29 protein-coding genes are annotated in these 22,868 nt (G+C 45.8%); 21 read left to right on the plus strand and 8 right to left on the minus strand.

Features of this window, described 5'->3' with window-relative positions; genetic code table 11:
• Positions 1–6: 6 nt before the first annotated feature.
• Positions 7–324, minus strand: coding sequence for an EF-hand domain-containing protein (locus M2125_RS07465; RefSeq protein WP_076024359.1), 318 nt, complete (start codon positions 322–324; stop codon positions 7–9).
• Positions 325–533: 209 nt separating this feature from the next.
• Here M2125_RS07465 and M2125_RS07470 point away from each other — a divergent pair, with 209 nt between their 5' ends.
• Genes M2125_RS07470 through M2125_RS07480 form a run of 3 tightly spaced genes read left to right on the plus strand, consistent with a single transcriptional unit; the run spans position 534 to position 3,425 of the window.
• Complete coding sequence (locus tag M2125_RS07470; RefSeq protein WP_277541886.1) at positions 534–2,228, plus strand: outer membrane beta-barrel protein; 1,695 nt, start codon at positions 534–536, stop codon at positions 2,226–2,228.
• 20 nt (positions 2,229–2,248) lie between these two features.
• A complete protein-coding gene (locus tag M2125_RS07475) occupies positions 2,249–2,824 on the plus strand; it encodes a pentapeptide repeat-containing protein (protein WP_076024358.1) in 576 nt (191 codons plus the stop codon).
• A 16-nt stretch (positions 2,825–2,840) separates the two neighbouring features.
• A complete protein-coding gene (locus M2125_RS07480) occupies positions 2,841–3,425 on the plus strand; it encodes a hypothetical protein (RefSeq protein WP_280742793.1) in 585 nt (194 codons plus the stop codon).
• Between the two features lie 29 nt (positions 3,426–3,454).
• Here M2125_RS07480 and M2125_RS07485 read toward each other — a convergent pair whose 3' ends face one another.
• Positions 3,455–3,664 carry an accessory factor UbiK family protein gene (locus tag M2125_RS07485; RefSeq protein ID WP_420875843.1) on the minus strand — a complete coding sequence of 70 codons (210 nt, stop codon included), beginning with the start codon at positions 3,662–3,664 and terminating at the stop codon, positions 3,455–3,457.
• Between the two features lie 228 nt (positions 3,665–3,892).
• Here M2125_RS07485 and M2125_RS07490 point away from each other — a divergent pair, with 228 nt between their 5' ends.
• From M2125_RS07490 to ptsP, 7 genes are all read left to right on the plus strand, one after another.
• Positions 3,893–4,231: a P-II family nitrogen regulator gene (locus M2125_RS07490; protein ID WP_076024356.1), complete on the plus strand. Its 339-nt coding sequence runs from the start codon at positions 3,893–3,895 to the stop codon at positions 4,229–4,231.
• A gap of 15 nt (positions 4,232–4,246) precedes the next feature.
• A complete protein-coding gene (locus M2125_RS07495; RefSeq protein WP_076024355.1) occupies positions 4,247–5,722 on the plus strand; it encodes an ammonium transporter in 1,476 nt (491 codons plus the stop codon).
• Positions 5,723–5,824: 102 nt separating this feature from the next.
• Positions 5,825–7,123: a glutamate--cysteine ligase gene (gene gshA / locus M2125_RS07500; protein ID WP_076024354.1), complete on the plus strand. Its 1,299-nt coding sequence runs from the start codon at positions 5,825–5,827 to the stop codon at positions 7,121–7,123.
• Positions 7,124–7,141: 18 nt separating this feature from the next.
• Positions 7,142–8,089, plus strand: a complete 948-nt coding sequence (gene gshB / locus M2125_RS07505) for a glutathione synthase (protein WP_280742794.1) — start codon at positions 7,142–7,144, stop codon at positions 8,087–8,089.
• A complete protein-coding gene (locus M2125_RS07510; RefSeq protein ID WP_076023621.1) occupies positions 8,086–8,502 on the plus strand; it encodes a PTS sugar transporter subunit IIA in 417 nt (138 codons plus the stop codon). The genes gshB and M2125_RS07510 overlap by 4 nt, the downstream gene beginning before the upstream one ends.
• Positions 8,503–8,527: 25 nt before the next feature.
• Positions 8,528–8,797 (plus strand): HPr family phosphocarrier protein, encoded by a 270-nt coding sequence (locus M2125_RS07515; protein ID WP_076023622.1) that lies wholly within the window; start codon positions 8,528–8,530, stop codon positions 8,795–8,797.
• A 2-nt stretch (positions 8,798–8,799) separates the two neighbouring features.
• Positions 8,800–10,551 (plus strand): phosphoenolpyruvate--protein phosphotransferase, encoded by a 1,752-nt coding sequence (gene ptsP, locus M2125_RS07520; protein ID WP_076023623.1) that lies wholly within the window; start codon positions 8,800–8,802, stop codon positions 10,549–10,551.
• On the opposite strand, the gene M2125_RS07525 is transcribed toward ptsP, so the two are convergent.
• Genes M2125_RS07525 through gpmA form a run of 3 tightly spaced genes read right to left on the minus strand, consistent with a single transcriptional unit; the run spans position 10,548 to position 13,463 of the window.
• Positions 10,548–11,300 carry a HesA/MoeB/ThiF family protein gene (locus M2125_RS07525; protein ID WP_076023624.1) on the minus strand — a complete coding sequence of 251 codons (753 nt, stop codon included), beginning with the start codon at positions 11,298–11,300 and terminating at the stop codon, positions 10,548–10,550. The genes ptsP and M2125_RS07525 overlap by 4 nt on opposite strands.
• Positions 11,301–11,327: 27 nt before the next feature.
• Positions 11,328–12,761, minus strand: a complete 1,434-nt coding sequence (locus M2125_RS07530; protein ID WP_280742795.1) for a S41 family peptidase — start codon at positions 12,759–12,761, stop codon at positions 11,328–11,330.
• A gap of 6 nt (positions 12,762–12,767) precedes the next feature.
• Entirely contained in the window at positions 12,768–13,463 is a 696-nt protein-coding gene (gene gpmA / locus M2125_RS07535) for a 2,3-diphosphoglycerate-dependent phosphoglycerate mutase (RefSeq protein ID WP_076023626.1), read from the minus strand.
• Positions 13,464–13,485: 22 nt separating this feature from the next.
• Between gpmA and M2125_RS07540 the strand changes: the two genes are divergently transcribed.
• The 4 genes from M2125_RS07540 to M2125_RS07555 are packed head-to-tail and all read left to right on the plus strand — an operon-like array spanning position 13,486 to position 15,743.
• Positions 13,486–13,899 carry a rhodanese-like domain-containing protein gene (locus M2125_RS07540; protein WP_076023627.1) on the plus strand — a complete coding sequence of 138 codons (414 nt, stop codon included), beginning with the start codon at positions 13,486–13,488 and terminating at the stop codon, positions 13,897–13,899.
• Between the two features lie 10 nt (positions 13,900–13,909).
• Positions 13,910–14,164: a glutaredoxin 3 gene (gene grxC / locus M2125_RS07545; RefSeq protein WP_076023628.1), complete on the plus strand. Its 255-nt coding sequence runs from the start codon at positions 13,910–13,912 to the stop codon at positions 14,162–14,164.
• Between the two features lie 28 nt (positions 14,165–14,192).
• Complete coding sequence (gene secB, locus M2125_RS07550) at positions 14,193–14,696, plus strand: protein-export chaperone SecB (protein ID WP_277541901.1); 504 nt, start codon at positions 14,193–14,195, stop codon at positions 14,694–14,696.
• A 24-nt stretch (positions 14,697–14,720) separates the two neighbouring features.
• A complete protein-coding gene (locus M2125_RS07555) occupies positions 14,721–15,743 on the plus strand; it encodes an NAD(P)H-dependent glycerol-3-phosphate dehydrogenase (RefSeq protein ID WP_277541903.1) in 1,023 nt (340 codons plus the stop codon).
• On the opposite strand, the gene trmL is transcribed toward M2125_RS07555, so the two are convergent.
• Positions 15,740–16,210, minus strand: a complete 471-nt coding sequence (trmL, locus tag M2125_RS07560) for a tRNA (uridine(34)/cytosine(34)/5-carboxymethylaminomethyluridine(34)-2'-O)-methyltransferase TrmL (RefSeq protein ID WP_277541905.1) — start codon at positions 16,208–16,210, stop codon at positions 15,740–15,742. The genes M2125_RS07555 and trmL overlap by 4 nt on opposite strands.
• On the minus strand, positions 16,203–16,967 hold the full coding sequence (locus M2125_RS07565) for a ComF family protein (protein ID WP_076023845.1): 765 nt from the start codon (positions 16,965–16,967) through the stop codon (positions 16,203–16,205). The genes trmL and M2125_RS07565 overlap by 8 nt, the downstream gene beginning before the upstream one ends.
• A 23-nt stretch (positions 16,968–16,990) precedes the next feature.
• On the opposite strand from M2125_RS07565, the gene M2125_RS07570 reads away from it, so the two are divergent.
• From M2125_RS07570 to M2125_RS07600, 7 genes are all read left to right on the plus strand, one after another.
• Complete coding sequence (locus M2125_RS07570; RefSeq protein WP_277541908.1) at positions 16,991–17,791, plus strand: class I SAM-dependent methyltransferase; 801 nt, start codon at positions 16,991–16,993, stop codon at positions 17,789–17,791.
• A gap of 180 nt (positions 17,792–17,971) precedes the next feature.
• The gene (gene coxB, locus M2125_RS07575; protein ID WP_076023633.1) at positions 17,972–19,129 is read left to right on the plus strand and encodes a cytochrome c oxidase subunit II; all 1,158 of its coding nucleotides are present in this window, start codon (positions 17,972–17,974) and stop codon (positions 19,127–19,129) included.
• A gap of 36 nt (positions 19,130–19,165) precedes the next feature.
• Positions 19,166–20,785, plus strand: a complete 1,620-nt coding sequence (ctaD, locus tag M2125_RS07580; RefSeq protein ID WP_076023634.1) for a cytochrome c oxidase subunit I — start codon at positions 19,166–19,168, stop codon at positions 20,783–20,785.
• Entirely contained in the window at positions 20,769–20,900 is a 132-nt protein-coding gene (locus M2125_RS07585) for a cytochrome oxidase small assembly protein (protein WP_269844384.1), read from the plus strand. Before ctaD ends, M2125_RS07585 begins: the two co-directional genes overlap by 17 nt.
• 16 nt (positions 20,901–20,916) lie before the next feature.
• Entirely contained in the window at positions 20,917–21,507 is a 591-nt protein-coding gene (locus tag M2125_RS07590; RefSeq protein WP_076023635.1) for a cytochrome c oxidase assembly protein, read from the plus strand.
• Positions 21,504–21,698 (plus strand): DUF2970 domain-containing protein, encoded by a 195-nt coding sequence (locus M2125_RS07595; protein WP_076023636.1) that lies wholly within the window; start codon positions 21,504–21,506, stop codon positions 21,696–21,698. The genes M2125_RS07590 and M2125_RS07595 overlap by 4 nt, the downstream gene beginning before the upstream one ends.
• A gap of 29 nt (positions 21,699–21,727) precedes the next feature.
• Positions 21,728–22,582 (plus strand): cytochrome c oxidase subunit 3, encoded by an 855-nt coding sequence (locus M2125_RS07600; RefSeq protein ID WP_076023637.1) that lies wholly within the window; start codon positions 21,728–21,730, stop codon positions 22,580–22,582.
• Positions 22,583–22,646: 64 nt separating this feature from the next.
• Here M2125_RS07600 and M2125_RS07605 read toward each other — a convergent pair whose 3' ends face one another.
• A complete protein-coding gene (locus M2125_RS07605; protein ID WP_076023638.1) occupies positions 22,647–22,859 on the minus strand; it encodes a twin transmembrane helix small protein in 213 nt (70 codons plus the stop codon).
• Positions 22,860–22,868 lie beyond the last annotated feature (9 nt).

Below are 22,868 nucleotides of genomic sequence, written 5' to 3' on the forward strand. Positions count from 1 at the left end.
TGCTGCTTATTTACTACCGCCACCAGTGTGAGGTTGAGTGATATTGAGTTTTTTGAGTTCTGTAATGTCCAATTTGCCTGCCTTGTTGACATCCAAATTATCAAACTCAGCTGACATGTAGTTCATAAACTCGGTTTTAGAGACCATGCCATCGTTGTCAGCATCCATGAGCAATAAGAGACGCTTTACCAAGGGCTCACCTTTGGTAATTTGGTAATTTCCTGTTGGCGTAGAGTGTGATCCACCGGCTCCAAATGCAGAATAGGCTAAAGAAAGCCCCAGTAGTACTGCAAAAATAGAGAATAACTTCAATAACTTAGTCATAAAACACCCTGAATAAACGGATACGGCTTAATTAAGTACTTGATATTAGTATAAGGATACTTATTCTCTAAAATCCATCAAATATTGTGGCGCCACCAAATTGGTGCAAGCGCTTTCTCGTTCTGCACTAGCAAAGTGCACAATTCAAAACTGAGTGATTACCCCACACTAAAATTTGCAATATATATCTTTCTAACGGTAATGATTTAATGAAAAGAGCATTCTCCAAGTCATCCCTTGGTCTAAAAACTGTCTTATGCGGGTTAGGGATTACTTTTTCCCTCGCTTTTCAGTTGACCTACGCCGATGAATCTGCAACGGTTGCAGTGATTCCAGCTCCTGGCGCCACTGATTGCAACCCTTATGAGGAGTACACCTGTCTTGATGATTATTTGGGTACAGGTTTTTGGCAGCGCTTAAAAAATTATTACAAGTTAGAGATGGGGCAGGCTACTCCACCTGTTGATCCTGATGGTCCTTTGTCGCGTCGGGATGATTTCCCACCAGAAGCCCAGACTATTCCGCCAATGCCATTTACTGAGTGGCCTTATGGTGGAACTAATCCGTTGGGCGCCACCATTCCAAATTCAGTAGATAGCCCATTGATGGCAGCTATTGGGGATACCGATATTGGTAAGTGGATGTTTGAAAATCATATCCAGGCTTACGGCTGGGTGGACGTCGGCGGAAATGTCAGTACCAGTAAGGTCAGTCACGGTGGTAACTCACCAGCAGCATATGACTACAATCCAAATGCTTTGGATTTGAATCAAATTGTTTTATATATCGATCGCTTTCCCGATATGGTTCAAAAAGAACACAATGACTGGGGTTTCCGTCTCTCAGGAATTTATGGTTCCGACTATCGCTACACAACCTCTTATGGCCTGGGCAGTAATCAATTGATCACCAAGAATCTGGCCAATGGTTGGGATACGCCAATGATTTATGCAGACTGGTATACCCCATTTGTAATGGAAGGCTTAAATATTCGGGTGGGTCGCTATATTTCTTTGCCAGATATTGAAGCCCAATTGGCACCAAATAACTATATGTATACGCACTCAATGACGTATACATATGACAACTACACCAACACCGGCATTATGGCCTCGTTGGCAGTCAATAAAAATTGGATTGTCCAGTTTGGTGTTGCCGATGGTACGGAAGCAACGATTCCACATATGTATCAGAAGCAAACAAATCCTTACCCGAATAATCCTGCTGCTGGACAGATTAACCCGCTCTATCCAGGCACCACTTTTCGCGTTGATCCAGGAGCCAATCCAAACTTTACCCTTTGCGGTCGTTGGAACTCCGATGATGGCAAGGATGATGTGAATTTTTGCGCCAATGATATCAATCGCGGTAATTACGGCTACAACAATTTACAGTGGTACGGTATTACCGTGTATCACCAGATTGATGAGCACTGGCATCTTGATGCAGAGCTGTACAACGAGCATCAGAATAATGCGCCAAATGCCCTCAATTCCACAGTGCAAACCATCTATGCCAATAACGGTTCGCCATTTGCATCTCAATTTATGCCATACAACGCCCCTAGTTTGGCGCAGTGTGCAAATGCCAGCGTCTTGACTTGTACATCCTCATCAACTGGCTTAACTGGCTATCTCAATTACTCTCCTGATCCAATGAATAATTTCTCATTACGTCCAGAAATTTATTGGGACTATCAGGGTCAACGTACTGGTACGGCAACCACCTACCGTAATATTGCGGTAGGTTGGCAACATTGGTTCTCACCACAAATTGAAGTGCGTCCTGAGATTGGCTACATGAAGGCAAATACTGCCGCCTTTAATGGAAATTCTAATTTAGGGATTGCTCCCAATCGGAATAATCAAACGGTTTTGGCTGGCGATATTATTTGGCACTTTTAATCAGAGAGTTTGGAGTTTCTATGCTTAAGTTCATTTCTATTGCTACCACTCTTTGTTTTGCTATGCTGTCATTGACTGCTGCTGCAGCTGACTGTCCGTCGGCTCAAGCGATTGCATCTGCAGCACCAGGTGCGCTCAAAGGCACCACCTGGGCTGGTTGTGATTACACCAAGGCTAATCTCTCTAGTGGTTTGAATTTAGAGAACGCCAATTTAAGTCAAACCATTTTGGTTGATGCCAATTTGAGCAATGCCAATCTAAATGAGACTCTTATGCAAGAGGCTAACCTGACGAATGCCACGTTGGTGAAGACTTCGTTTAAGGAGTCCAATCTCACTTACGCTAACCTGACTGGCGCAAATCTCTCAAGCGCCAATCTGAGTCATGCTCGGCTGTATGGTGTGTATTTGCGACAAGCAAATCTCAAGGGCGCAAATTTAAGCTCTGCCGATCTGACTGCGGCTGACTTGTCTAATGCGGACTTAACGGGAGCTAATATTGATGATGCTAACTTTGAATATGCCAAATTAGGTGGCGCTACTTGGGTTACGGGCGATCGCGTATGCAAGCCAGGTAGCTTGGGTGAGTGTAATTAATTTTTTCCCAAATCAATTGTTCAAACGTTCCTTTGTAGTCTTTGCCTTTATTGGCTTACTGACTTTTATGCTTTGCGCTTGTAGCCCTCAATTAGATTGGCGCACAGTCACATCTACTCAAGCGCAGTACTCGGCTTTATTTCCGGCAAAGCCAGAACACCTTGAGCGTCATCTGGTATATCAAGATCAGGATATTTTGCAGGTTCTAGACGCTGTAAAAATAGATGATGCTATTTTTTCAATTAGCACTATTGAACTCAAAAAAGACCAAGCTAGCCTTGAAGATGGCATCCTGGAAAGCTCGAAAAATGCTCTGAGTCAACAAGCTGATTTAGTGAAAGATGCGTCTCTCATTAAGGAAGCAAGTTATCAAACGGCCGATCACCAGTGCTTTGCAGTCAAAGATTATTATTTTGAAGTGAAGATGCCAAGCCATTCGCAGTTCATGCGATCAAGGTGGATCGTGAGACGCACTCCTGCGGGAGAAGTTTTTATTTATCAGGTTTCTGTATTGCTACAGAATGTGAAAAGTGGCACTGTGGAACAAATGCTCTCTCAAGAGCAGTACGCTACTTTTTTTGAAGAGTTCCATCCTCTTTAGAGGATTGGTGGGTGAGTTGCTGCTTGAGCTTAATTGCCGACTTGCTCTAGCGCCGCCACTTTCTTTTCAAGGGCCTCAAGCTTTTCTCTAGTCTTGGCTAGAACTTTAGATTGCAGTTCGAATTCTTCGCGGGTCACTAAGTCCATTTTTTGGAAACCCTGATTCATGAGCGCTTTGACGTTCTTTTCAATCTCTTGCGCTGGTGAGTTGCGAATGGCATCCCCCACTTTTGCTTGCATGCCAGAGGCAATTTGCTGAATTTGCTCAAGAATCTCGCCAGTTTTTTTCATAGGTAGCCGTGGTGCTTTATTTTGGTGCAATTAAATGAACTATTTTGGTGCATTTGCATTGATAACGTGAATTTATTAATTCAATTCAAGGTATCTTAAGTCATTATTTTAGCGTGGAAGGTGGATTCTTTCCGCCTTAATAAGATTATTTAATTCTTTTCCTGAACGGAGAAATGTATGAAATTAATTACTACCATCATAAAGCCCTTCAAGCTTGATGAAGTACGTGAAGCCTTATCGGAAGTCGGCGTTTCCGGCATTACCGTAACTGAAGTAAAAGGCTTTGGTCGCCAAAAGGGCCACACTGAGCTATATCGCGGTGCTGAGTATGTAGTGGATTTTTTGCCTAAGGTAAAAATTGAAGCGGCTGTTGAAGATGGCATTCTCGAGCGTGCGCTTGAAGCCATTGAAAAATCTGCTCGTACAGGCAAGATTGGGGATGGCAAGATTTTTGTTTCTCCGATTGAGCATGTCATTCGTATTCGCACCGGTGAAACCGGTGTGGCAGCCCTTTAATAAGAGAGGTAAAAAATGTTCACTTGGATAAAACAACTTGTCGCTGGCGGCGCGATTGCCTTAAGTCTTGGCGTAGCCGGTGTAATGGTGACTGCACCAGCACATGCAGATGAAGCTAAAAAGCCTGCAGTAGTTGCTCCAGCTGCTGGTACAGCCGCAGCCGCAACTGCACCTACAGCCGTACCTAATAAAGGCGATACAGCTTGGATGTTGGTTTCTACTGCCTTGGTTTTGTTGATGACTTTGCCGGGCTTGGCTTTGTTCTACGGCGGTTTGACACGTAGCAAAAATATTCTATCGATCTGCATGCAATGTATGGTCATTTTCTCGGTAATTACGGTCTTATGGTCCCTTTATGGCTATAGCATCGCGTTTACTGAAGGTGGACCATTCTTGGGTGGATTAGATCGCTTGTTCTTATCTGGTATTACTCCTGATTCTGTAGCCGCTACTTTCTCTAAGGGTGTTGTTATTCCTGAGTATGTATTTATGGCATTCCAGGCAGTATTTGCCACCATTACCTGCTGCTTGATCATTGGTTCTTTTGCGGAGCGCGCTAAGTTTTCTGCAATTTTAGTATTCATGGTGATTTGGTTCACATTTAGCTATTTGCCAATCGCACACATGGTTTGGTTCTGGCCTGGTCCTGATGACATCAAAGATGCTGCTTCACTGGAAGCGGTAACTGCGCGTGCTGGTTGGTTGTTCCAAAAAGGCGTACTTGATTTTGCTGGCGGTACAGTGGTTCATATCAATGCGGCGATTGCTGGTTTGGTTGGTTCATTCGTTATCGGTAAGCGTATTGGTTACGGTAAAGAAGCCATGAAGCCACATAACTTAGTCTATGTAATGACTGGTGCCGCTCTCTTGTGGTTCGGTTGGTTTGGTTTTAATGCGGGTTCTGCTTTAGAGGCAAACGGCAGTGCAGCATTGGCATTCGTGAATACTTATTTGGCTACTGCAGCTGCAGTATTGAGCTGGTCATTGGGTGAGTGGGTTCACAAAGGTAAGCCTTCTGTATTGGGCGCAGCTTCTGGTTGCGTAGCAGGCTTGGTTGCAATTACCCCTGCTGCTGGTTTTGTAGGCCCAATGGGCGCTCTAGCAATCGGTGCTGCTGCTGGTGTGGTGTGCTTGTGGGGTGTTACTGGCCTCAAGCGTATGCTTGGCTCTGATGACAGTTTGGATGTGTTCGGTGTACACGGCGTTGGCGGTATCTTGGGCGCCTTGTTGACTGGCATCTTCGCTGATCCAGCTCTGGGCGGTACAGGTATCTGGGATTATGTTGCTAATGCTGTTAGCCCAGACTATTCCATTCCTAGTCAGCTTTGGGTTCAGGCTCAGGGTGTGATTACCACAGTCATTTGGTCAGCACTTGTATCCTTCATCGCCTTCAAATTGATCGATATCGTGATTGGTTTGCGTGTGAAAGAGGACGAAGAGCGCGAAGGCTTGGATATCAGCTCCCACGGCGAGACCGCTTACGAGAGTTAATCCATACTTACCCTGATTGGGCAGGCTTGCTTGGCTGCCTAGTTTTTAAGCGCGGGATCTCAGTATCCCGCGTCTTTCTTTTAAAAATCTTACAATGATGAAATGGTCCCACATCTCATCACTGCCCTGAGCGGCCCTTTGCTTGAACTCGAGACAAAGGTATTAGAAGCAACCCCAACAATTGAGCGCTGGTTTAGGCTGGAGTGGCAAGAGCACACCCCACCGTTTTACTGCTCGGTTGATCTGCGTAATTCTGGATTTAAGCTTGCTCCAGTAGATACCAATCTATTTCCAGGTGGATTTAATAACCTATCGCCACAAATGCTCCCATTGGCGGTTCAGGCAGCAATGGCTGCGATCGAGAAGATCTGCCCAGAAGCCAAAAATTTATTATTGATTCCTGAGCGTCATACGCGTAATACCTTCTATTTGCAAAATATCGCACGGCTTTCATCGATCTTGCGTCAAGCGGGTTTGAATGTTCGCCTCGGTAGCTTGTCTGATGAAATCAAAAAACCCACTTGGATTGATTTGCCCGATGGCAATCGTTTATTAATGGAGCCTTTGGCGCGCACTGGACTGAAAAAGCAGCGCTTGGGATTAAAGGATTTTGATCCTTGCTCCATCTTATTGAATAATGATTTATCGGCTGGGATTCCCCCTGTTCTAGAAAATATTCACGAACAATATTTATTGCCCGGCCTGCACGCCGGCTGGCATGTGCGTCGTAAGTCGGCGCACTTTGCCGCATATGAAGAAGTGGCCAAGAAGTTTGCCAAGGTGGTCAACATTGATCCTTGGATGATTAATCCTTACTTTACGAGTTGCTCGAATGTGAATTTTCATGAGCGTAAGGGTGAAGATGAGTTACAAACAGCCGTCGAACAGATTCTAAAAAAGACTGCCAAAAAATATCGTGAGTACGGCATTAAAGAAAAACCGTATGTCGTAGTCAAGGCAGATGCTGGCACATATGGCATGGGTGTGATGGTTGTTCAAGATCCAGCCCAGCTCAAAGGTTTGAATCGCAAAGACCGTAATAAAATGAGTGTGGTCAAAGAGGGTCTTGAAGTAAGTGATGTGCTCATTCAAGAGGGCGTCTATTCATTTGAAAAAGTAAATGAGGCCGTGGCAGAGCCGGTGGTTTACATGATTGATCGTTATGTCATTGGCGGCTTCTACCGCGTGCATACAGATCGCGGCCCGAATGAGAATTTAAATGCACCCGGTATGCATTTTGTGCCTTTGGCCTTTGAGCAAAACTCCATGCCTGATTTATCTGCTAAGCCCGGTAGTGCTGCGCCAAATCGCTTTTATTTGTATGGTGTAGTTGCACGTCTAGCCCTGTTGGCTGCCTCCTTAGAGCTAGAGCGCACCGATCCCAATGCTGAATTTTCTTAATAGCTAAATAAATAAAAAATGGATTTTTTATTTATTGCCGACCCCCTAGAGTCTTTCAAGATCTACAAAGACACTACTTTGGCAATGATGCGCGCTACGCAAGGGGCAGGTCATCGCCTCTGGTTTTGTCAAAGTTGCCAAATTCTATGGAAAGATAATTTTGTCGTAGCCGATTGCCAGACTGTGGCAATTAAGCCAAGTGGAACTTCTTGGTATGAGTTAGGTGAAATAGAGCAGCGTAAATTAAATAGTTTTTCTGCCGTGCTGATGCGCACCGACCCACCTTTTGATATTGAATATCTCAATACCACTTGGATGTTATCCGCCGCTGTCCGGCAGGGGGCTGTGGTCATGAATAATCCTGCAGCAATTCGTGATCACTCTGAAAAATTATCGATTACTGAGTTCCCGGAGCTGATTCCACCAACTTTGGTGACGCGTGAGCTTGAGGCAGTACAAGCCTTTCATCAACAGCATGCCGATATTGTTGTGAAGCCTTTAGATGGAATGGGCGGCATGGGTATTTTCCGGGTAGGGCCTGACGGCCTTAATCTGGCGAGCATTGTTGAAACGCTAGGCGAGAATGGTACAAGAACCTTAATGGTTCAACGTTTCTTGCCAGAAATCTCCCAGGGCGACAAGCGCGTACTTTTAATTGATGGGGAGGTTGTGCCATTCGCATTGGCGCGCATTCCGCAAGGTAGTGAAATTCGTGGCAACTTAGCCGCTGGTGGTAAGGGTGTAGCAATGCCTTTAACTGATTCTGAAAAAAGAGTTGCTGAGCGGTTGGCCCCCCTCTTAAATGAGCGCGGTTTATTTTTGGTTGGACTCGACTTAATTGGAGGCTATGTCACTGAGATTAATGTGACGAGCCCCACTTGCTTTGTAGAAATTACTGAGCAAACGGGTTTTGATGTTGCCGCTTTTTGGTTAAAAGCACTTGAAAAAAGATTGAGCCTGACATGACGGGAATTGTGATTGTGGCCCATACCCCAGTAGCGAGTGCTATGTTGGGATTTGTGGAGCATGCATTTGGAGTGATGCCACAAGGAGTGAGGGCGGTGGATATTCCTGCACATGAAGATACCAAAATCAGTTTTGATCGCGTGCTTGAGGCCGCCAAGGGCGTGAACTCAGGTAAAGGCGTGCTCATTTTGACCGATGTCATGGGCGCAACGCCGGCAAACGTGGCCTCTAAGATAGAGGCTGCTGGTGCTGTGACTGGCCTAGCTGCGCCGGTGATTGTCTTAGCTGGACTCAATCTTCCTATGTTAATGCGTTGCATTTCACACCGAAGTGATGATTTAGAGGGTTTAGCTCAAAAAGCCTTGCAGGGTGGTCAGCATGGGATTTTGCGTCTTGGCGCTAAAGTGACATAACAACAGAAGGAAATCAGTTCCGATCATGCCAGTTTCAGAAATTGAAATTATTAATAAGCTAGGGCTGCATGCCAGAGCATCTGCCAAGTTATCGCAACTGGCAGCCCAATTTCCTTGTGAAATACTTCTGTCGCGCAATGGTAGGCAGATCAATGCAAAAAGCATTATGGGTGTGATGATGCTGGCTGCTGGTATGGGTAGCACCATTACGCTTGAAACAGTAGGCGAGCAAGCCGATGAAGCAATGCAAGCGTTGACGCATTTAATTAATGACCGCTTTGGTGAGGGTGAGTAAGCATGACATTTGCCCTGCACGGAATTCCAGTATCTAAAGGCATTGCCATTGGCAAGGCGGTACTGATTTCACGTGCAGCGTTAGAGGTTAGCCACTATTTAATCGAAGCAGGAAAAGAAGAGTTAGAGGCGCAAAAATTAATTAATGCATTTGAGCAAGTACGTCTTGAGTTAGAGCAGCTACGTTATGGCTTGCCCAAAGATGCTCCGGGTGAGATGGCGGCATTCTTGGATGTGCATGGCATGATTTTGGCTGATCCTGCGCTAGCTGAAAAACCCTTGAAACTGATTCGTAGCCAGCGTTTAAATGCTGCTTGGGCTTTAACGACTGAGCTCAATGATTTGCTAGAACAGTTCTCTGAAATTGAAGATACCTACTTAAAAGAGCGGGCAAATGACATACGGCAGGTTGCTGAGCGCGTTCTCAAGGCACTCAAGTCGGGCGAAAAGGAATCGACAGAAGACCCTGAATTAGCATTATTCGGTGAGGTAGATGTAGATGCCATTATTGTTGCGCACGATATTGCGCCTCACGATATGTTGCGTTTCAAGGATCGCGCACTCACTGGCTTTGTCACTGATTTAGGTGGCAAAACTTCTCACACCGCTATTGTGGCCCGCAGCATGGAAATACCCGCGGTGGTGGGTGTGCGTCACGCCAGTGAAATGATTCGTCATGGCGATTGGTTGATTCTTGACGGTGAGCATGGTGTAGTCATCGTTGCACCAGACGAGCAACTCTTATCGGAATATCGCTCTCTCAGAGCGCAGGCCTTGGAAGATACCCGCCAGCTCCAGCAGCTCAAGTATGCAAAAACCCGCACCTTAGATGGCGTTGATATCTCTTTGTTTGCCAATATTGAATTACCTGAAGATGCTACGCAAGCGGTTGAAGTGGGTGCAGTGGGTGTTGGCCTATTTCGTTCCGAATTTTTATTCATGGATCGCAACCAAGCTCTGCCTGATGAAGAAAAGCAATATCAAGAGTATCGTCGCGTTGTCGATCTGATGCATGGCCTGCCGGTCAATATTCGCACGATTGACGTTGGGGCAGATAAGGCTTTGGGTGCAGGTACGGATTTATCTCAGACGGGTACTTCTCCCTTGGGTTTACGTGCAATTCGCTGGTCACTGACTGAGCCAGAAATTTTTCTTACGCAATTGAGGGCCATTTTGCGGGCATCTGCCCATGGCCAAGCGCGCATCATGATTCCCATGCTGGCACATGCAAAAGAGATTGATGAAACTTTGCGCTTAATAGAAAAAGCCAAACAACAATTGCATCAACGCGGCAAGGCTTTTAACCCCAATATTCAAGTAGGGGCAATGATTGAGATTCCTGCGGCCGCCTTGGTGTTACCTTTATTTATCAAGCGCTTTGATTTCCTATCTATTGGTACAAACGATTTAATTCAATACACATTGGCTATCGACCGGGCTGACCATGCGGTGGCACATTTGTATGACCCATTGCATCCGGCAATTTTGTATTTACTCTCGAACATTATTAGTCAAGCAAAACGTGCGAATGTGCCGATTTCTGTTTGCGGTGAAATGGCGGGAGACCCTGCTCTCACTAAATTGCTATTGGCTTTGGGTTTAACCGATTTCTCAATGCACTTCAGTCAGTTACTCTTGGTTAAGCAAGAAATTTTGCAGGCCGATGTTGGCCAATTACAGGCCCATATCCCACAACTCTTAGAGGCGGTTGAGCCTGAAGCCCAAGCGAAGGCGCTTGAATTCTTATTGGCTTAGTGGGCTTTGCCGCAAACGGGGCAGTCTGGGTTACGAGATAGCTTGATTTCATCTATCTGAGTTGAACGCGCATTCCAAAGCAATAGTCGCCCAACCAAAGGTGCGCCAAAGCCTATCAATAGTTGCAGACATTGAGCGGCCTGCATTGCTCCAATGATTCCTACTAATGGTGAAAAGATACCCATGCTTGAACAGCTTACTTCCTCAAATTGCTCTTCTGGTGAGAAGATGCAAGCATAACAAGGTGAGCTAGATTGACGGGGATCAAACACTGTTAATTGACCGTCAAAACCCAATGCTGAGCCTGACACTAGAGGCGTTTGATGTGCCACACAACAAGCATTAATGAATTGCCGAGTAGAAAAGTTATCGGTGCAATCGAGCACTATATCAACGCTAGGCAGTAACTCATCGAGGAGTGCTTGCTCGGCTTTGGCAGCAATCGCATGGATTTGTATATTGGGATTGAGCGTTTCTAAAAAGGTTTTTGCAGACAATGCTTTGCTTTTCCCAACCGAATCTTGGGAATACATAATTTGTCTTTGGAGATTGGTTAACTCAACTTGATCATGATCAATCAAGGTGATCTTGCCAATGCCTGCTGCAACAAGATAGGGGGCTGCAGCACTGCCTAAGCCCCCGCATCCAATGACTAGAACATGTGATGCCAAGAGTTTTTCTTGGCCAAGCACATCGATTTCCTCAAGAAGCAAATGCCTAGAGTAACGCAGCAATTGCTCATCATTCATATACAGATATGTAGTCTGAAAATGAAATTATTCGAGCTTGGATGAGGAGCGCTTCACAGGCTCACCATTAATAAATGCCACTGCTTGTGAAAGCATGAAGTCATCTGCACTTCCCAATTCGACTGGTTTTTTGTTCTTGTCTTTTTCTTTTTCCTCAGGCGTCTTCTTCGCATTTTTTTCTTCAATGCGCTGCAACTCTTCCAAGCGACGTTTTTCGCGATCGGCAATTAACTTGTCTTCAGAGGACTGCGTATTTTTAAGGTGCTTCTCACTATCCACTTCACGCGTGATCAATACATCATCGGGATCACCATCTTTATTTTGATCGACTGCGATATCGGGTTTAATGCCAAACGCCTGAATCGATTTACCGCTGGGAGTGTAGTAATAAGCGGTAGTAATTTTTAATGCAGAATCGTTTGAGAGTGGGCGAACTGTCTGAACAGAGCCTTTGCCAAAACTCGTTTTACCAATAATGGTCGCGCGTTTGTAATCTTGCAGGGCGCCCGCAACAATCTCTGAAGCAGAGGCGGAGTAGGCGTTAACCAATACGACCATTGGCAATTTCTTAAACATCTCAGGCACGCCAGCCAAAGGATCGCCAGGTTCATTGAGTCGATACATTGCTGGCGTGGCATTAAATACTTGTTGCGAGTCAGGTGACTGACCTTTGGTTGAAACAATGACTGAGTCTGGAGGTAAGAATGCTGCGGCAACACCAACAGCGCCTTGCAGGAGGCCGCCACCATTGTTGCGGAGATCCAAGATGATGCCTTTCAGCTTGGGATCTTGCGCCGCAATGTCGGTTAACTTTTTAGCTAGATCCGGCACTGTGCGCTCTTGGAAGCTGGTGATGCGAACCCAGGCAATATCGTTATCCAGAATTTTAGTTTTAACAGATTGAACTTTGATTTCAGCGCGCGTAATGGTTACTGGAAAGCTACGTTCTTCACTCTTGCGATATATCGTCAATGTAATTTTTGTGCCAGGAGTTCCACGCATAGTGCGCACTGCTTTGTCTAATGACATGCCGCGCAGCGGTTTGTCATCTAAGCGAGTAATGAGATCGCCTGCTTGTAAACCAGCACGTGAGGCAGGAGTGTCTTCAATTGGATTGAGAACTTTTACTACGCCATCTTCAGAAGTAATTTCGATGCCTAAGCCAGCAAACTTACCTGAAGTTTGCTCCTGCATCTCTTCAAAATCTTTTTTATCCAAAAAGGTGGAATGCGGATCTAAGCTGCTCACCATTCCTTTGACGGCATCCGTTAGTAACTGCTTGTCATCAATTGGTTGCACATAGTCATGCTTGATTTGCGCAAATACATTGGAGAGGGTACGCAATTCATCTAATGGAAGCTGCGCATTCTGTTGTGCGGTAGCTGAGATTTGAATGGTTGCAAAAACCCCCGCAATCAGACCAACCGCGATGAGGGCAAAGTTTTTCAAAAATTGACGCATGTATTTTTAACCCTGATTCAAATAAAAATGTTTGATTGGCTTGAGGTTGTCATCCAATTCATAAACGAGTGGTACACCGTTAGGGACATTAATTTCCATGATATCGCTATCGGAGACTTGATCTAAGTACTTAATTAAAGAGCGAATACTATTGCCGTGCGCAACCAATAGAACACGTTTACCGGCTTTCAGTGCGGGTGCAATAGATTCATTCCATAAAGGGAGTACGCGCTCCACATTGTCTTTAAGGCACTCACCCAAAGGAATGTCTGCCGTAGCTAATTTTGAATAGCGGCGATCATGTTGAGGGTTGCGCTCATCACGAGTCTCCAGGAGTGGTGGCCTTACATCATATGAACGGCGCCAAATATGTACTTGCTCGTCGCCATATTCTGCAGCGGTTTCAGCCTTATTAAGGCCAGTAAGGGCGCCATAATGGCGCTCATTCAGTCTCCAGCTATGAACTACGGGAATCCACATCAAGTCCATAGCGTCTTGAACGTGCCATAGGGTACGGATAGCCCTTCTCAAAACGGAGGTATAGGCAACATCGAACTCATAACCTGCTTTTCGCAGGTCTTCACCTGCAGCAAGGGCTTGTTCAGTCCCTTTGGGGGTTAAGTCAACGTCGGCCCAGCCAGTAAAGCGGTTTTCAAGGTTCCAGGCGGATTCGCCATGACGAATAAGGACAAGTTGTTTCATAGAGCCATTCTATAATCCGGTGATGAACTTTCTCACGCAAATTGATAATTTAGCGCTGATCGCCTTATTGGTAGTTTCAGGCATCGCGCTTTTCCTCCCTACATTATCTACGCTTATTAGCGGAAAAGGCTTGTCTCCCACCGAGGCAACCATTTGGATTAATCGCCGCAAGGCCTATGTATTTGATTTACGACCTGAAGAGGCCTTCAAACTGGGCCATTTGCCCGGTGCAAAACGCCTTTCTTCCGCGGACCTCGCTGCTAGTCTAGAAAAGATGAAATTGAACCGTAAACACCCTGTAGTTCTGGTGTGTGAAACGGGGTCTGAGTCACTTAAGGCAATTGGCCAAGTGCGCCAATTAGGCTTTTCTGAGGTTGCCACCCTGCAAGGTGGCGTTGCAGCCTGGAAGGCAGCCATTCTTCCATTGGTGAAATAAGAAAGAACTTATGCCTCCGGTCACGATGTATAGCACCCAAGTCTGTCCTTACTGTGTGATGGCAGAGAAATTGCTGCAAAAGAAGGGTATACAAAATATTGAAAAGATTCTGATCGATCGCGATCCTGCCCAGCGCGAGGTCATGATGACTCGAACCGGAAGGCGTACTGTCCCTCAAATTTACATTGGCGATACCCATGTTGGGGGTTTCGATGATTTAGCCGCGCTCGATCGCGCAGGTAAATTGGATGCGCTCTTAGCTTAATGCTTGAAAAATTAATAAGGAATTTGTGATGACTGAAAATACTGCCGCTGCACCAGAAAATAATGAAGAAGCGAAACAGCCTGGCTTTCGTATTCAGCGTATTTATTTGAAAGATTTATCGCTTGAGCAGCCCAATGCACCCCAGATTCTCTTGGTGGCTGCAGAACCAACAGTAGAAGTTGAGGTGGATGTAGTGGTAAATCGTCTCAGTGATGAAATTTTCGAGGTCGCTTTGATCTCAACGGTTACTGCTAAGGTTGATGGAAAAGTGCTGTTTTTGGTAGAGGTAAAACAGGCTGGAATTTTTGAATTCAACCATATTCCACCAGAGCAAATTGACCCTATGTTGGGTATTGCTTGCCCGACGATTTTGTATCCATATTTACGCTCTAACATTGCTGATGTGATTAGTCGCGCAGGCTTCCAACCCATTCATCTCAATGAGATTAATTTCCACGGCATGTATGAGCACCGTATCCGTCAGGCACAAGAGGCGGCGCTTGCAGAAGCCAAGGGAAGTCTTCCTAACTAATTTCATTCACGAGCTCTCAGAATCATGAAAGTGACGCTGCTTGGAGCTGGTGCTTGGGGAACAGCCATGGCTGCGCAAGCAGCTCGCCACCTCCCAAGTGCAGATGTATGCCTTTGGTCCCGTAGCCCCGGACAAATTGCGGAGATTAAAAAGACCGGTCAAAACCAGGCGTATTTACCGGGCGCAACTTTGCCAACCGGCCTTGAGTTAGAAGCTCATTTTGAGAAGGCTATTGCTAGATTGTCGTCAGATGATCTTTTGGTGATTGCCACCCCAATGGCGGGTTTGTCTGACACCATTTCTCAGATATTAGAGCTCGCGAAGCACCCTTTACACATTGTGTGGTTATGTAAAGGGCTTGAGCCCGATACGGCGCTCTTGCCACATCAAGTGGTTGAGCGCCAAGACCGTTTACATCATCATGGTTTAGTGCATTCTTACGGCGCTTTATCGGGTCCCAGTTTTGCTAAAGAGGTTGCGCAAGGAATGCCTTGTGCCTTAACCGTTGCAAGTAAGTCCAAGACTTTATGTGAGATTGTTCAAGCCGCTTTTCATCATGGCAATATGCGCATCTATGCAAGTGATGATTTGATTGGTGTGGAATTGGGTGGCGCCATTAAAAATGTCCTAGCGATTGCCGCTGGAATTGGTGATGGTCTCGATCTTGGGCTCAATGCCCGCGCAGCGGTGTTAACGCGCGGTCTTGCGGAGATGATGCGTTTGGTGAAGGCTGCTGGTGGCAAGTCTGAAACATGCATGGGTTTGACTGGTGTGGGCGATTTAATTTTGACAGCTACTGGCGATCTGTCTCGTAACCGCCAGGTGGGCCTTGCGCTAGCAGCCGGCAAATCTTTGCAAGAAATTTTAGATAACTTGGGGCACGTAGCGGAAGGTGTTTTATGTGCCGCTGCAGTAGGTAATCTAGCTAAGCGCTTAGGCGTTGAAATGCCCATTACAGCTAGCATGGGTGAGGTGCTTGCAGGCAAACTCACTCCATTGGAGGCTGTTACTAAATTGATGGGGCGCGACCCCAAAATTGAAACTTAGTTACCGCCTGTAAAAGCGCTTTGACGCCAGGCTTCATATACCACAATGGCAACCGTATTGGATAGATTGAGACTGCGACTGCCATCTTGCATGGCTAAGCGCATGCGATTTGGAGCGGGTATAGAGCCCCTCACTTCATCGCTAATCCCTTTTGTTTCAGAGCCAAAGACAAAGTAGTCATTGGGCAAATAGATGCCTTCATGAAACTTCCCAGAACCTTTGGTTGTTAAAGCAAACATCCTATCGACTGGTGGCTTTTCATTCTCAAGAAATGCTTTCCAACTGGGATGCACTTTTACTTTTGCAAACTCATGGTAATCAAGCCCAGCTCGGCGCAATTTCGCATCTTCCATGGGGAAGCCTAAGGGCTCTATCAGATGTAATTTTGCGCCCGTATTTGCGCATAGGCGAATGATATTGCCAGTATTTGGAGGGATTTCAGGTTCGAATAAGACGATATTAAACATGGAGAGTTTTAGTTTGTTGTGGCTCTAGAGTGCGCAGCACCGCCCAATTAATTACGCGCGATACCCCATTGTCCTTCAGAATGCGCGCGATTTCATTGAAGGTTGCTCCGGTAGTCATGACATCGTCGAATACCACCACTGTTTGTTGCTCTAATTGGGCACGATAGAGTGGATTAATATAAAACTGATCGCGAATCGCAAGTTCACGCGCTGATCTGCTAGCTAATGCTTGCTGTACCGGATGATGGAGGCGCAATAAAACGTTTGGCAGCCTTTGCATCTGCTCTGGGCATTGAATACGACGCGCAATTTCCCAACTTTGATTGAAGCCTCGCATCGCGAGTTTTTCTTTGCTTAATGGCACTGGTAAGAGAAAGTGAGCATGATGGGTTTTTAGGTCCCTCGGAATGAATTGATCCCATACTTGTGCCAGCCCATGCGCATAAGCTAAGCGCTTTTGGTATTTGAGCAAGTGCAATGCGTTTTGCAAACAACCGAGATAGCGATCAAGGCAAATGGTTTGATCAAAATAGGGTGGTGTCCTGATGCACTGAATGCAATGAACTTGGGATGTCTCATCTGCTTGTAGTGGGACGCCGCACTGCAAGCAACATACGTAATTGAATAGGCCATTTGCTGTCAGTTGAGTGGTGCATTTGAGGCACAAACTATCGCGCTGAAACGATCCACAGGAAATGCATGAGGTTGGCAAAATATGGGCACAAACCGAGGTGAAAAGATTGTTCAATAAGCGCATGGGGCGCTGAGTATACTGAGGCAATGACCCAATCAATCAGATGGCTACAGGATGAAATTGCAGATCGAATGCTGCAAAAACTGGACATTGTGAAGCTGGAGGCAAAAGACCTTTTGCTGATCCCAGATTTCCCTGGGGCACACCTGCAGTTTTTAGCGAAACTTTTCCCCAATGCGTCTATTCATAGCGCGCAGGAGCTTGATGCAAGCAAAGAGCCCTTGCGATTGAGGGTTTCTAGATTCTGGCGCTCGGTATTTAAAAAAGACACGCGATTTTCCTTGGAGGTCTACCTCAAGACGGGGCGGATTGATTTGCCCAATAATTCAGTGGATTTAATTTTTAGCGATTTGCTCATCCAAGACTTGGCTGATCCTAAGCGCTTTTTAGGCGAGTGCTGGCGGGTATTGCGGGAGGGTGGATTACTTACTTTTAGTTATCTTGGCCCAGATACTGGTAAGGAGCTCGGTGCAGAATTGCCTGTTACCGGGATTCAGCCCAAAAAACTCGCGAGTCCTTGGGATATGCACGATATGGGGGATGCATTGCTTGGTGTGCGTTTTGCCGATCCTGTTATGGATATGGAATTGCTCCATTTGGACTACGAATCACCAAAATTACTAATTGATGATGCAGTCAACCTTGGATTGATCGAAAAGCCTGCTGCTAGCGCATCAACTATTGGGGATTTACCCAATAAGCTGACCCTAGAGTTAGTTTATGGGCATGCTTGGGCGGTTGGAAAGCACCTTGCAAAAGCACAAAATCAGCTTGCTTATATTGATGTAAATCAAATCGGACGCAAGACTAGGAGTGATTCTGCTTAAGTGTAAGTGCTTACTATCATTTAGACCATTGTCAAGATTGGTTAAGGCACTGTTTATGCGGTTTGTTGATATACCTAATTAACCCTATAATCTTGGCTGGATGTATTGGCTTGATACCGCTTTTTGGACTATCTGAGGCTGTTTTGCCCCAGGTATTCACGACAATAAACAGAGAATAAGATGAATTTATTTGGAAAAGTCACTAGGGCTTCGCTCTATGTAGTAGCAGCCTTTGGAACTGCATTTGCTCACGCAACTGAAAATATGCCTGGCGGCCCCGCTGTAAACCAGCTCAATTTTGCAGCTCCTGCAACCAAAATCATGGCTCAAATCCATTGGTTGCATTGGATGATGTTGGTTATCTGTGCTGTCATTTTTGTGGGTGTTTTTGGGGTGATGTTTTACTCCATCCTCAGGCACCGCAAATCCATAGGCCATAAATCTGCCTCATTCCATGAAAGCATCACTGTTGAAATTCTTTGGACAGTCGTGCCATTGCTCATCGTGATCGGTATGGCATTGCCTGCGACAAAAACAGTTGTAGCGATGAAGGACACCACTAATTCTGATATCACCATTAAAACGACTGGATACCAGTGGAAATGGGGATATGACTACATTAAGGGCGAGGGCGAAGGCATTAGCTTTTTATCCACTCTCTCTACTTCGCGTGAAGCGATCAATAACTTGGCACCAAAGTCAGATACTTACTTGATGGAAGTAGATAACGAGATGGTCGTGCCGGTTGGTAAAAAGATTCGTTTAATCACGACGGCTAATGACGTGATTCACTCATGGACAATTCCAGCGTTCGGCGTAAAGCAAGATGCGATTCCTGGATTTGTGCGTGACACCTGGTTTAAGGCTGAAACGATTGGTACTTTCCGTGGTCAGTGTTCTGAGTTGTGCGGAGCTGAGCATGCTTTTATGCCGATTGTTGTCAAAGTAGTTTCCCAGGAGGATTACACCAAATGGGTTGAGCAGAAGAAAAAAGAAATGGCTGCTGCTTCAGATGATCCTTCCAAGATTTACACGCTAGATGAGCAAAAAGAGCGTGGTGCCAAAGTGTATGCCGCCAATTGTGCCGCTTGCCATCAGGCCAACGGTAAGGGAATGGGAGCTTTCCCAGCATTAGATGGCAGCAAAATGGTTCTTGGCCCTAAAGCCGATCAGATCCACCTGGTACTCAACGGGAAGAATGCGATGCCTAAATGGGGTGGCGTAATTTCTGATGGTGATATTGCCGCTGTGATTACGTATGAACGTAACGCTTGGGGCAACAAAACCGGTGAAGTGATTCAGACTCAAGATGTTGCAAATGCTCGCGCAGCAAACTAATTAACTTATTTAGATATAACTAACTCGGAGTAATCCATGAGCACAGTCTCTACTACCATTGACCACGCACACGATCACGCGCATGATGATCACACGCCACACGGCTGGCGTCGTTGGTTGTTCGCAACCAACCATAAAGACATTGGCACGATGTATTTGATGTTCTCGTTTATCAGTCTGTTGGCTGGCGGAACCATGGCTTTGGGTATTCGTTTGGAGTTATTCCAGCCAGGCTTGCAATTTTTCCGCCCTGAGTTCTTTAATCAGCTCACCACCATGCATGGTTTGATCATGGTGTTCGGTGCGATCATGCCAGCCTTTGTTGGCTTTGCGAACTGGATGGTGCCATTGCAAATTGGTGCTTCAGATATGGCCTTTGCACGTATGAACAACTTCAGCTTCTGGATTCTTCCAGTAGCTGCTTGTTTATTGTTCGGCTCTTTCTTTGCGCCGGGCGGTGCACCTGCTGGCGGTTGGACTCTCTATGCGCCATTAACTAATCAAATGGGTCCTGGCTTAGATATGGCGATTTTTGCCCTCCATTTATTGGGTGCTTCTTCCATCATGGGTTCGATTAATATCATCGTGACCATTTTGAATATGCGCGCTCCCGGCATGACATTGATGAAGATGCCCATGTTCTGCTGGACTTGGTTGATTACTGCTTACTTGTTAATTGCTGTAATGCCTGTATTGGCTGGCGCAATCACCATGGTGTTGACTGATCGTCATTTCGGTACCAGCTTCTTCTCTGCAGTTGGTGGTGGCGACCCGATCATGTTCCAGCATATTTTCTGGTTCTTCGGTCACCCAGAGGTTTACATCATGATTTTGCCTGCGTTTGGCATCATCAGTGAGATCATTCCTGCATTCTCCAGAAAAACCTTGTTTGGCTATAGCTCCATGGTGTATGCCACTGCATCTATTGCGATTTTGTCCTTCATTGTTTGGGCGCATCACATGTTTGCAACTGGTATGCCAGTGACAGGCCAACTGTTCTTTATGTACGCAACCATGTTGATTGCGGTTCCAACAGGTGTGAAGATTTTTAACTGGGTTGCAACCATGTGGAGAGGGTCAATGACCTTTGAAACACCGATGCTGTGGTCGGTTGGATTTATTTTCGTATTCACCATGGGTGGATTTACTGGGTTGATTCTGGCAATGGCCCCGATTGATATTGGCCTACAAGATACCTATTACGTGGTTGCGCACTTCCACTATGTATTGGTTGCTGGTTCCTTGTTTGCGATGTTTGCTGGTTTCTATTACTGGTGTCCAAAGTGGACTGGCTATATGGCTAGCGAAACTCGTGGCAAGATCCATTTCTGGGCTTCCATGATTTTCTTCAACATCACCTTCTTCCCAATGCATTTCTTGGGCTTAGCAGGTATGCCACGTCGTTATGCAGACTACCCAACTCAGTTTGCTGATTTCAATATGATTGCTTCGATTGGTGCGCTCGGCTTTGGTCTGGCTCAGGTGTATTTCCTGGTATTTGTTGTATTGCCTGCGTACCGTGGTCAAGGTCAAAAAGCGCCCATGAAGCCTTGGGATGGTGCCAAAGGTTTGGAGTGGACAGTGCCTTCACCAGCACCCCACCATACTTTTGAAACACCTCCAAGTGCAGAACAAATGCATGAAGCCGGAATTTAATTCCAGCTCTAAGGAAGCCCTAGCTGCGAATAATCGCAGAATGGGGCTTACCCTTTTGAGTGTCGCTGTCATATTTTTTATTGGCATCGTTCTCAAGCGGAGTGTTTTGGGTTAATCCCAATTAAGTTGATATGGCAGGCCTGCAAACGCTTAATCGTCAAATTTTGCTGAAGCTTTTAATAGTGTCAGTAATGATGTTTGGTTTTGGCTATGCCCTAGTGCCGATGTACAAAGCTTTATGTGAAGTAACTGGTATCAATGTTTTAACGAATAAGAATGACTATGGTGTGCGTGCCTATAGCCCGAATAAGGTTGGCAACACCCAAGTAGATTATTCCCGTGTGATTACGGTTGAGTTTGATTCCAATAGTCGTGGGCCGTTTTCATTTCGCCCACTAAAGAATTTTTTGGAAGTGCATCCTGGTGAAATGATGCAAATTGATTATCAGGTATCCAATAATTTGGATCGTGCTGTGCAGGCTCAGGCCATTCCCAGTTACGCTCCTAAGGTGGCGACCGAGTATTTCACTAAGCTGGAATGTTTTTGTTTTCAGCAGCAAACTTTAGCTGCGCATGAAACAAAGACTATGCCGGTGGTTTTTATTATTGATGCTGGTTTACCGCAAGATGTGAAGACGATTACCTTGTCTTACACATTCTTCGAGGTAGGCGAGGGTCAACATGCAGTACCTGAAGCGCCTAAATCGAAGGTGGCCTCATGAAAAAGAAAAGTTCTTTTTTGCAGTCAATGATTGCTGTGATGTGGGCTTTTTTAGGTGTCCGTAAGAAATCGGGTTTACAAGACGATGTAGCTTCGTTGAGTTTTATCCACATTATTATTGCGGGAGTGCTGGGCGCTTTGATTTTTATGAGTGTGCTCCTCCTGATTGTTAAAGCAGTTGTGTCCCATTGATTATTTTTTGATTGAATAGAGGAAATACGATGTCATCCAATTCAACCCCATACTATTTTGTCCCTGGACTGTCTAAACATCCAGTCGTGACGGCTATTGGCTTAATTGCTTTTGGTTTTGGCATGACTGGCTGGGTAAACCACACAAGCTGGGGCGGTCCTTTGGCGATTGCCGGTGTCGTATGGGTGCTGTTTTCTCTCTACCACTGGTTTGGTGACACGATTGCTGAATCAAATACTGGTAAGAATGGTACAAACGTCGACGTTTCCTATCGCTGGTCGATGGCCTGGTTCATCTTCTCAGAAATTATGTTCTTTGGTGCTTTCTTTGCTGCTTTGTTCTATTCGCGCAATATTGCAATGCCTTGGCTCGGTTCTGTTGAAGGCAAATTACTCTGGCCCAACTTTACAGCGGTATGGCCGAATGCCGGCCCTGCTGGCTTGATCCCTCAGTTTGAGACGATGGGTCCTTGGCCAATCCCAACAATCAATACATTGTTACTTTTAAGCTCTGGTGTGACTGTGACCTATGCACATCATGCATTGCGTGAAAATCACATCAAGCAGGCCATTATTGGTTTGGCTGCAACAGTCAGCTTGGGTTTCATTTTCTTGTGCTTCCAGGGTTTTGAGTACTACCACGCATACCATGAGCTTGGCTTGAAATTAACCTCTGGTATTTATGGCTCCACCTTTTTTATGTTGACTGGTTTCCATGGATTCCACGTATTCTTGGGTGGCTTGATGTTGGCAATTGTTTTGCGTCGCGCAATTCGCGGGGACTTCACTGCTGAGCATCATTTCGCATTTGAGGGTGCGGCTTGGTATTGGCACTTTGTTGACGTAGTCTGGCTTGGTCTTTACATCGCTGTTTACTGGATGTAATGAGAGACAAAAATCGGGGCTTAAAGCCCCGATGTGTTTTATGGCCTTTGCATCCTCAAGCTGTTTACCTGACTCCCACCTGAATACCGGTAGACTCAATGAGCCCAAAGTAGTGAGCAATCCAGATTCCTGCAAATAATGCGATTGATAAGCCGATGCGTAACATCAAAGAATGAATCATTCTTGAGCTACCACCTTTGTCGCGCATCATAAAGAATAGGGCGGAACCAAGACTGCCAACAATCATTAATAATGCTATTGCTATAACCCATTTCATTCTGCGAAC

The sequence above is a fragment of the Polynucleobacter sphagniphilus genome, assembly GCF_029892205.1.
Classification (GTDB): Bacteria; Pseudomonadota; Gammaproteobacteria; order Burkholderiales; family Burkholderiaceae; genus Polynucleobacter; species Polynucleobacter sphagniphilus.

Coding starts and splice junctions, on each gene's coding strand:
- M2125_RS07465 (WP_076024359.1), bottom strand. CDS start 324: ATGACTAAGTTATTGAAGTTATTCTCTATTTTTGCAGTACTACTGGGG.
- M2125_RS07470 (WP_277541886.1), top strand. CDS start 534: ATGAAAAGAGCATTCTCCAAGTCATCCCTTGGTCTAAAAACTGTCTTA.
- M2125_RS07475 (WP_076024358.1), top strand. CDS start 2,249: ATGCTTAAGTTCATTTCTATTGCTACCACTCTTTGTTTTGCTATGCTG.
- M2125_RS07485 (WP_420875843.1), bottom strand. CDS start 3,664: ATGCAAGCAAAAGTGGGGGATGCCATTCGCAACTCACCAGCGCAAGAG.
- M2125_RS07490 (WP_076024356.1), top strand. CDS start 3,893: ATGAAATTAATTACTACCATCATAAAGCCCTTCAAGCTTGATGAAGTA.
- M2125_RS07495 (WP_076024355.1), top strand. CDS start 4,247: ATGTTCACTTGGATAAAACAACTTGTCGCTGGCGGCGCGATTGCCTTA.
- gshA (WP_076024354.1), top strand. CDS start 5,825: ATGGTCCCACATCTCATCACTGCCCTGAGCGGCCCTTTGCTTGAACTC.
- gshB (WP_280742794.1), top strand. CDS start 7,142: ATGGATTTTTTATTTATTGCCGACCCCCTAGAGTCTTTCAAGATCTAC.
- M2125_RS07510 (WP_076023621.1), top strand. CDS start 8,086: ATGACGGGAATTGTGATTGTGGCCCATACCCCAGTAGCGAGTGCTATG.
- M2125_RS07515 (WP_076023622.1), top strand. CDS start 8,528: ATGCCAGTTTCAGAAATTGAAATTATTAATAAGCTAGGGCTGCATGCC.
- ptsP (WP_076023623.1), top strand. CDS start 8,800: ATGACATTTGCCCTGCACGGAATTCCAGTATCTAAAGGCATTGCCATT.
- M2125_RS07525 (WP_076023624.1), bottom strand. CDS start 11,300: ATGAATGATGAGCAATTGCTGCGTTACTCTAGGCATTTGCTTCTTGAG.
- M2125_RS07530 (WP_280742795.1), bottom strand. CDS start 12,761: ATGCGTCAATTTTTGAAAAACTTTGCCCTCATCGCGGTTGGTCTGATT.
- gpmA (WP_076023626.1), bottom strand. CDS start 13,463: ATGAAACAACTTGTCCTTATTCGTCATGGCGAATCCGCCTGGAACCTT.
- M2125_RS07540 (WP_076023627.1), top strand. CDS start 13,486: ATGAACTTTCTCACGCAAATTGATAATTTAGCGCTGATCGCCTTATTG.
- grxC (WP_076023628.1), top strand. CDS start 13,910: ATGCCTCCGGTCACGATGTATAGCACCCAAGTCTGTCCTTACTGTGTG.
- secB (WP_277541901.1), top strand. CDS start 14,193: ATGACTGAAAATACTGCCGCTGCACCAGAAAATAATGAAGAAGCGAAA.
- M2125_RS07555 (WP_277541903.1), top strand. CDS start 14,721: ATGAAAGTGACGCTGCTTGGAGCTGGTGCTTGGGGAACAGCCATGGCT.
- trmL (WP_277541905.1), bottom strand. CDS start 16,210: ATGTTTAATATCGTCTTATTCGAACCTGAAATCCCTCCAAATACTGGC.
- M2125_RS07565 (WP_076023845.1), bottom strand. CDS start 16,967: ATGCGCTTATTGAACAATCTTTTCACCTCGGTTTGTGCCCATATTTTG.
- M2125_RS07570 (WP_277541908.1), top strand. CDS start 16,991: ATGACCCAATCAATCAGATGGCTACAGGATGAAATTGCAGATCGAATG.
- coxB (WP_076023633.1), top strand. CDS start 17,972: ATGAATTTATTTGGAAAAGTCACTAGGGCTTCGCTCTATGTAGTAGCA.
- ctaD (WP_076023634.1), top strand. CDS start 19,166: ATGAGCACAGTCTCTACTACCATTGACCACGCACACGATCACGCGCAT.
- M2125_RS07585 (WP_269844384.1), top strand. CDS start 20,769: ATGAAGCCGGAATTTAATTCCAGCTCTAAGGAAGCCCTAGCTGCGAAT.
- M2125_RS07590 (WP_076023635.1), top strand. CDS start 20,917: ATGGCAGGCCTGCAAACGCTTAATCGTCAAATTTTGCTGAAGCTTTTA.
- M2125_RS07595 (WP_076023636.1), top strand. CDS start 21,504: ATGAAAAAGAAAAGTTCTTTTTTGCAGTCAATGATTGCTGTGATGTGG.
- M2125_RS07600 (WP_076023637.1), top strand. CDS start 21,728: ATGTCATCCAATTCAACCCCATACTATTTTGTCCCTGGACTGTCTAAA.
- M2125_RS07605 (WP_076023638.1), bottom strand. CDS start 22,859: ATGAAATGGGTTATAGCAATAGCATTATTAATGATTGTTGGCAGTCTT.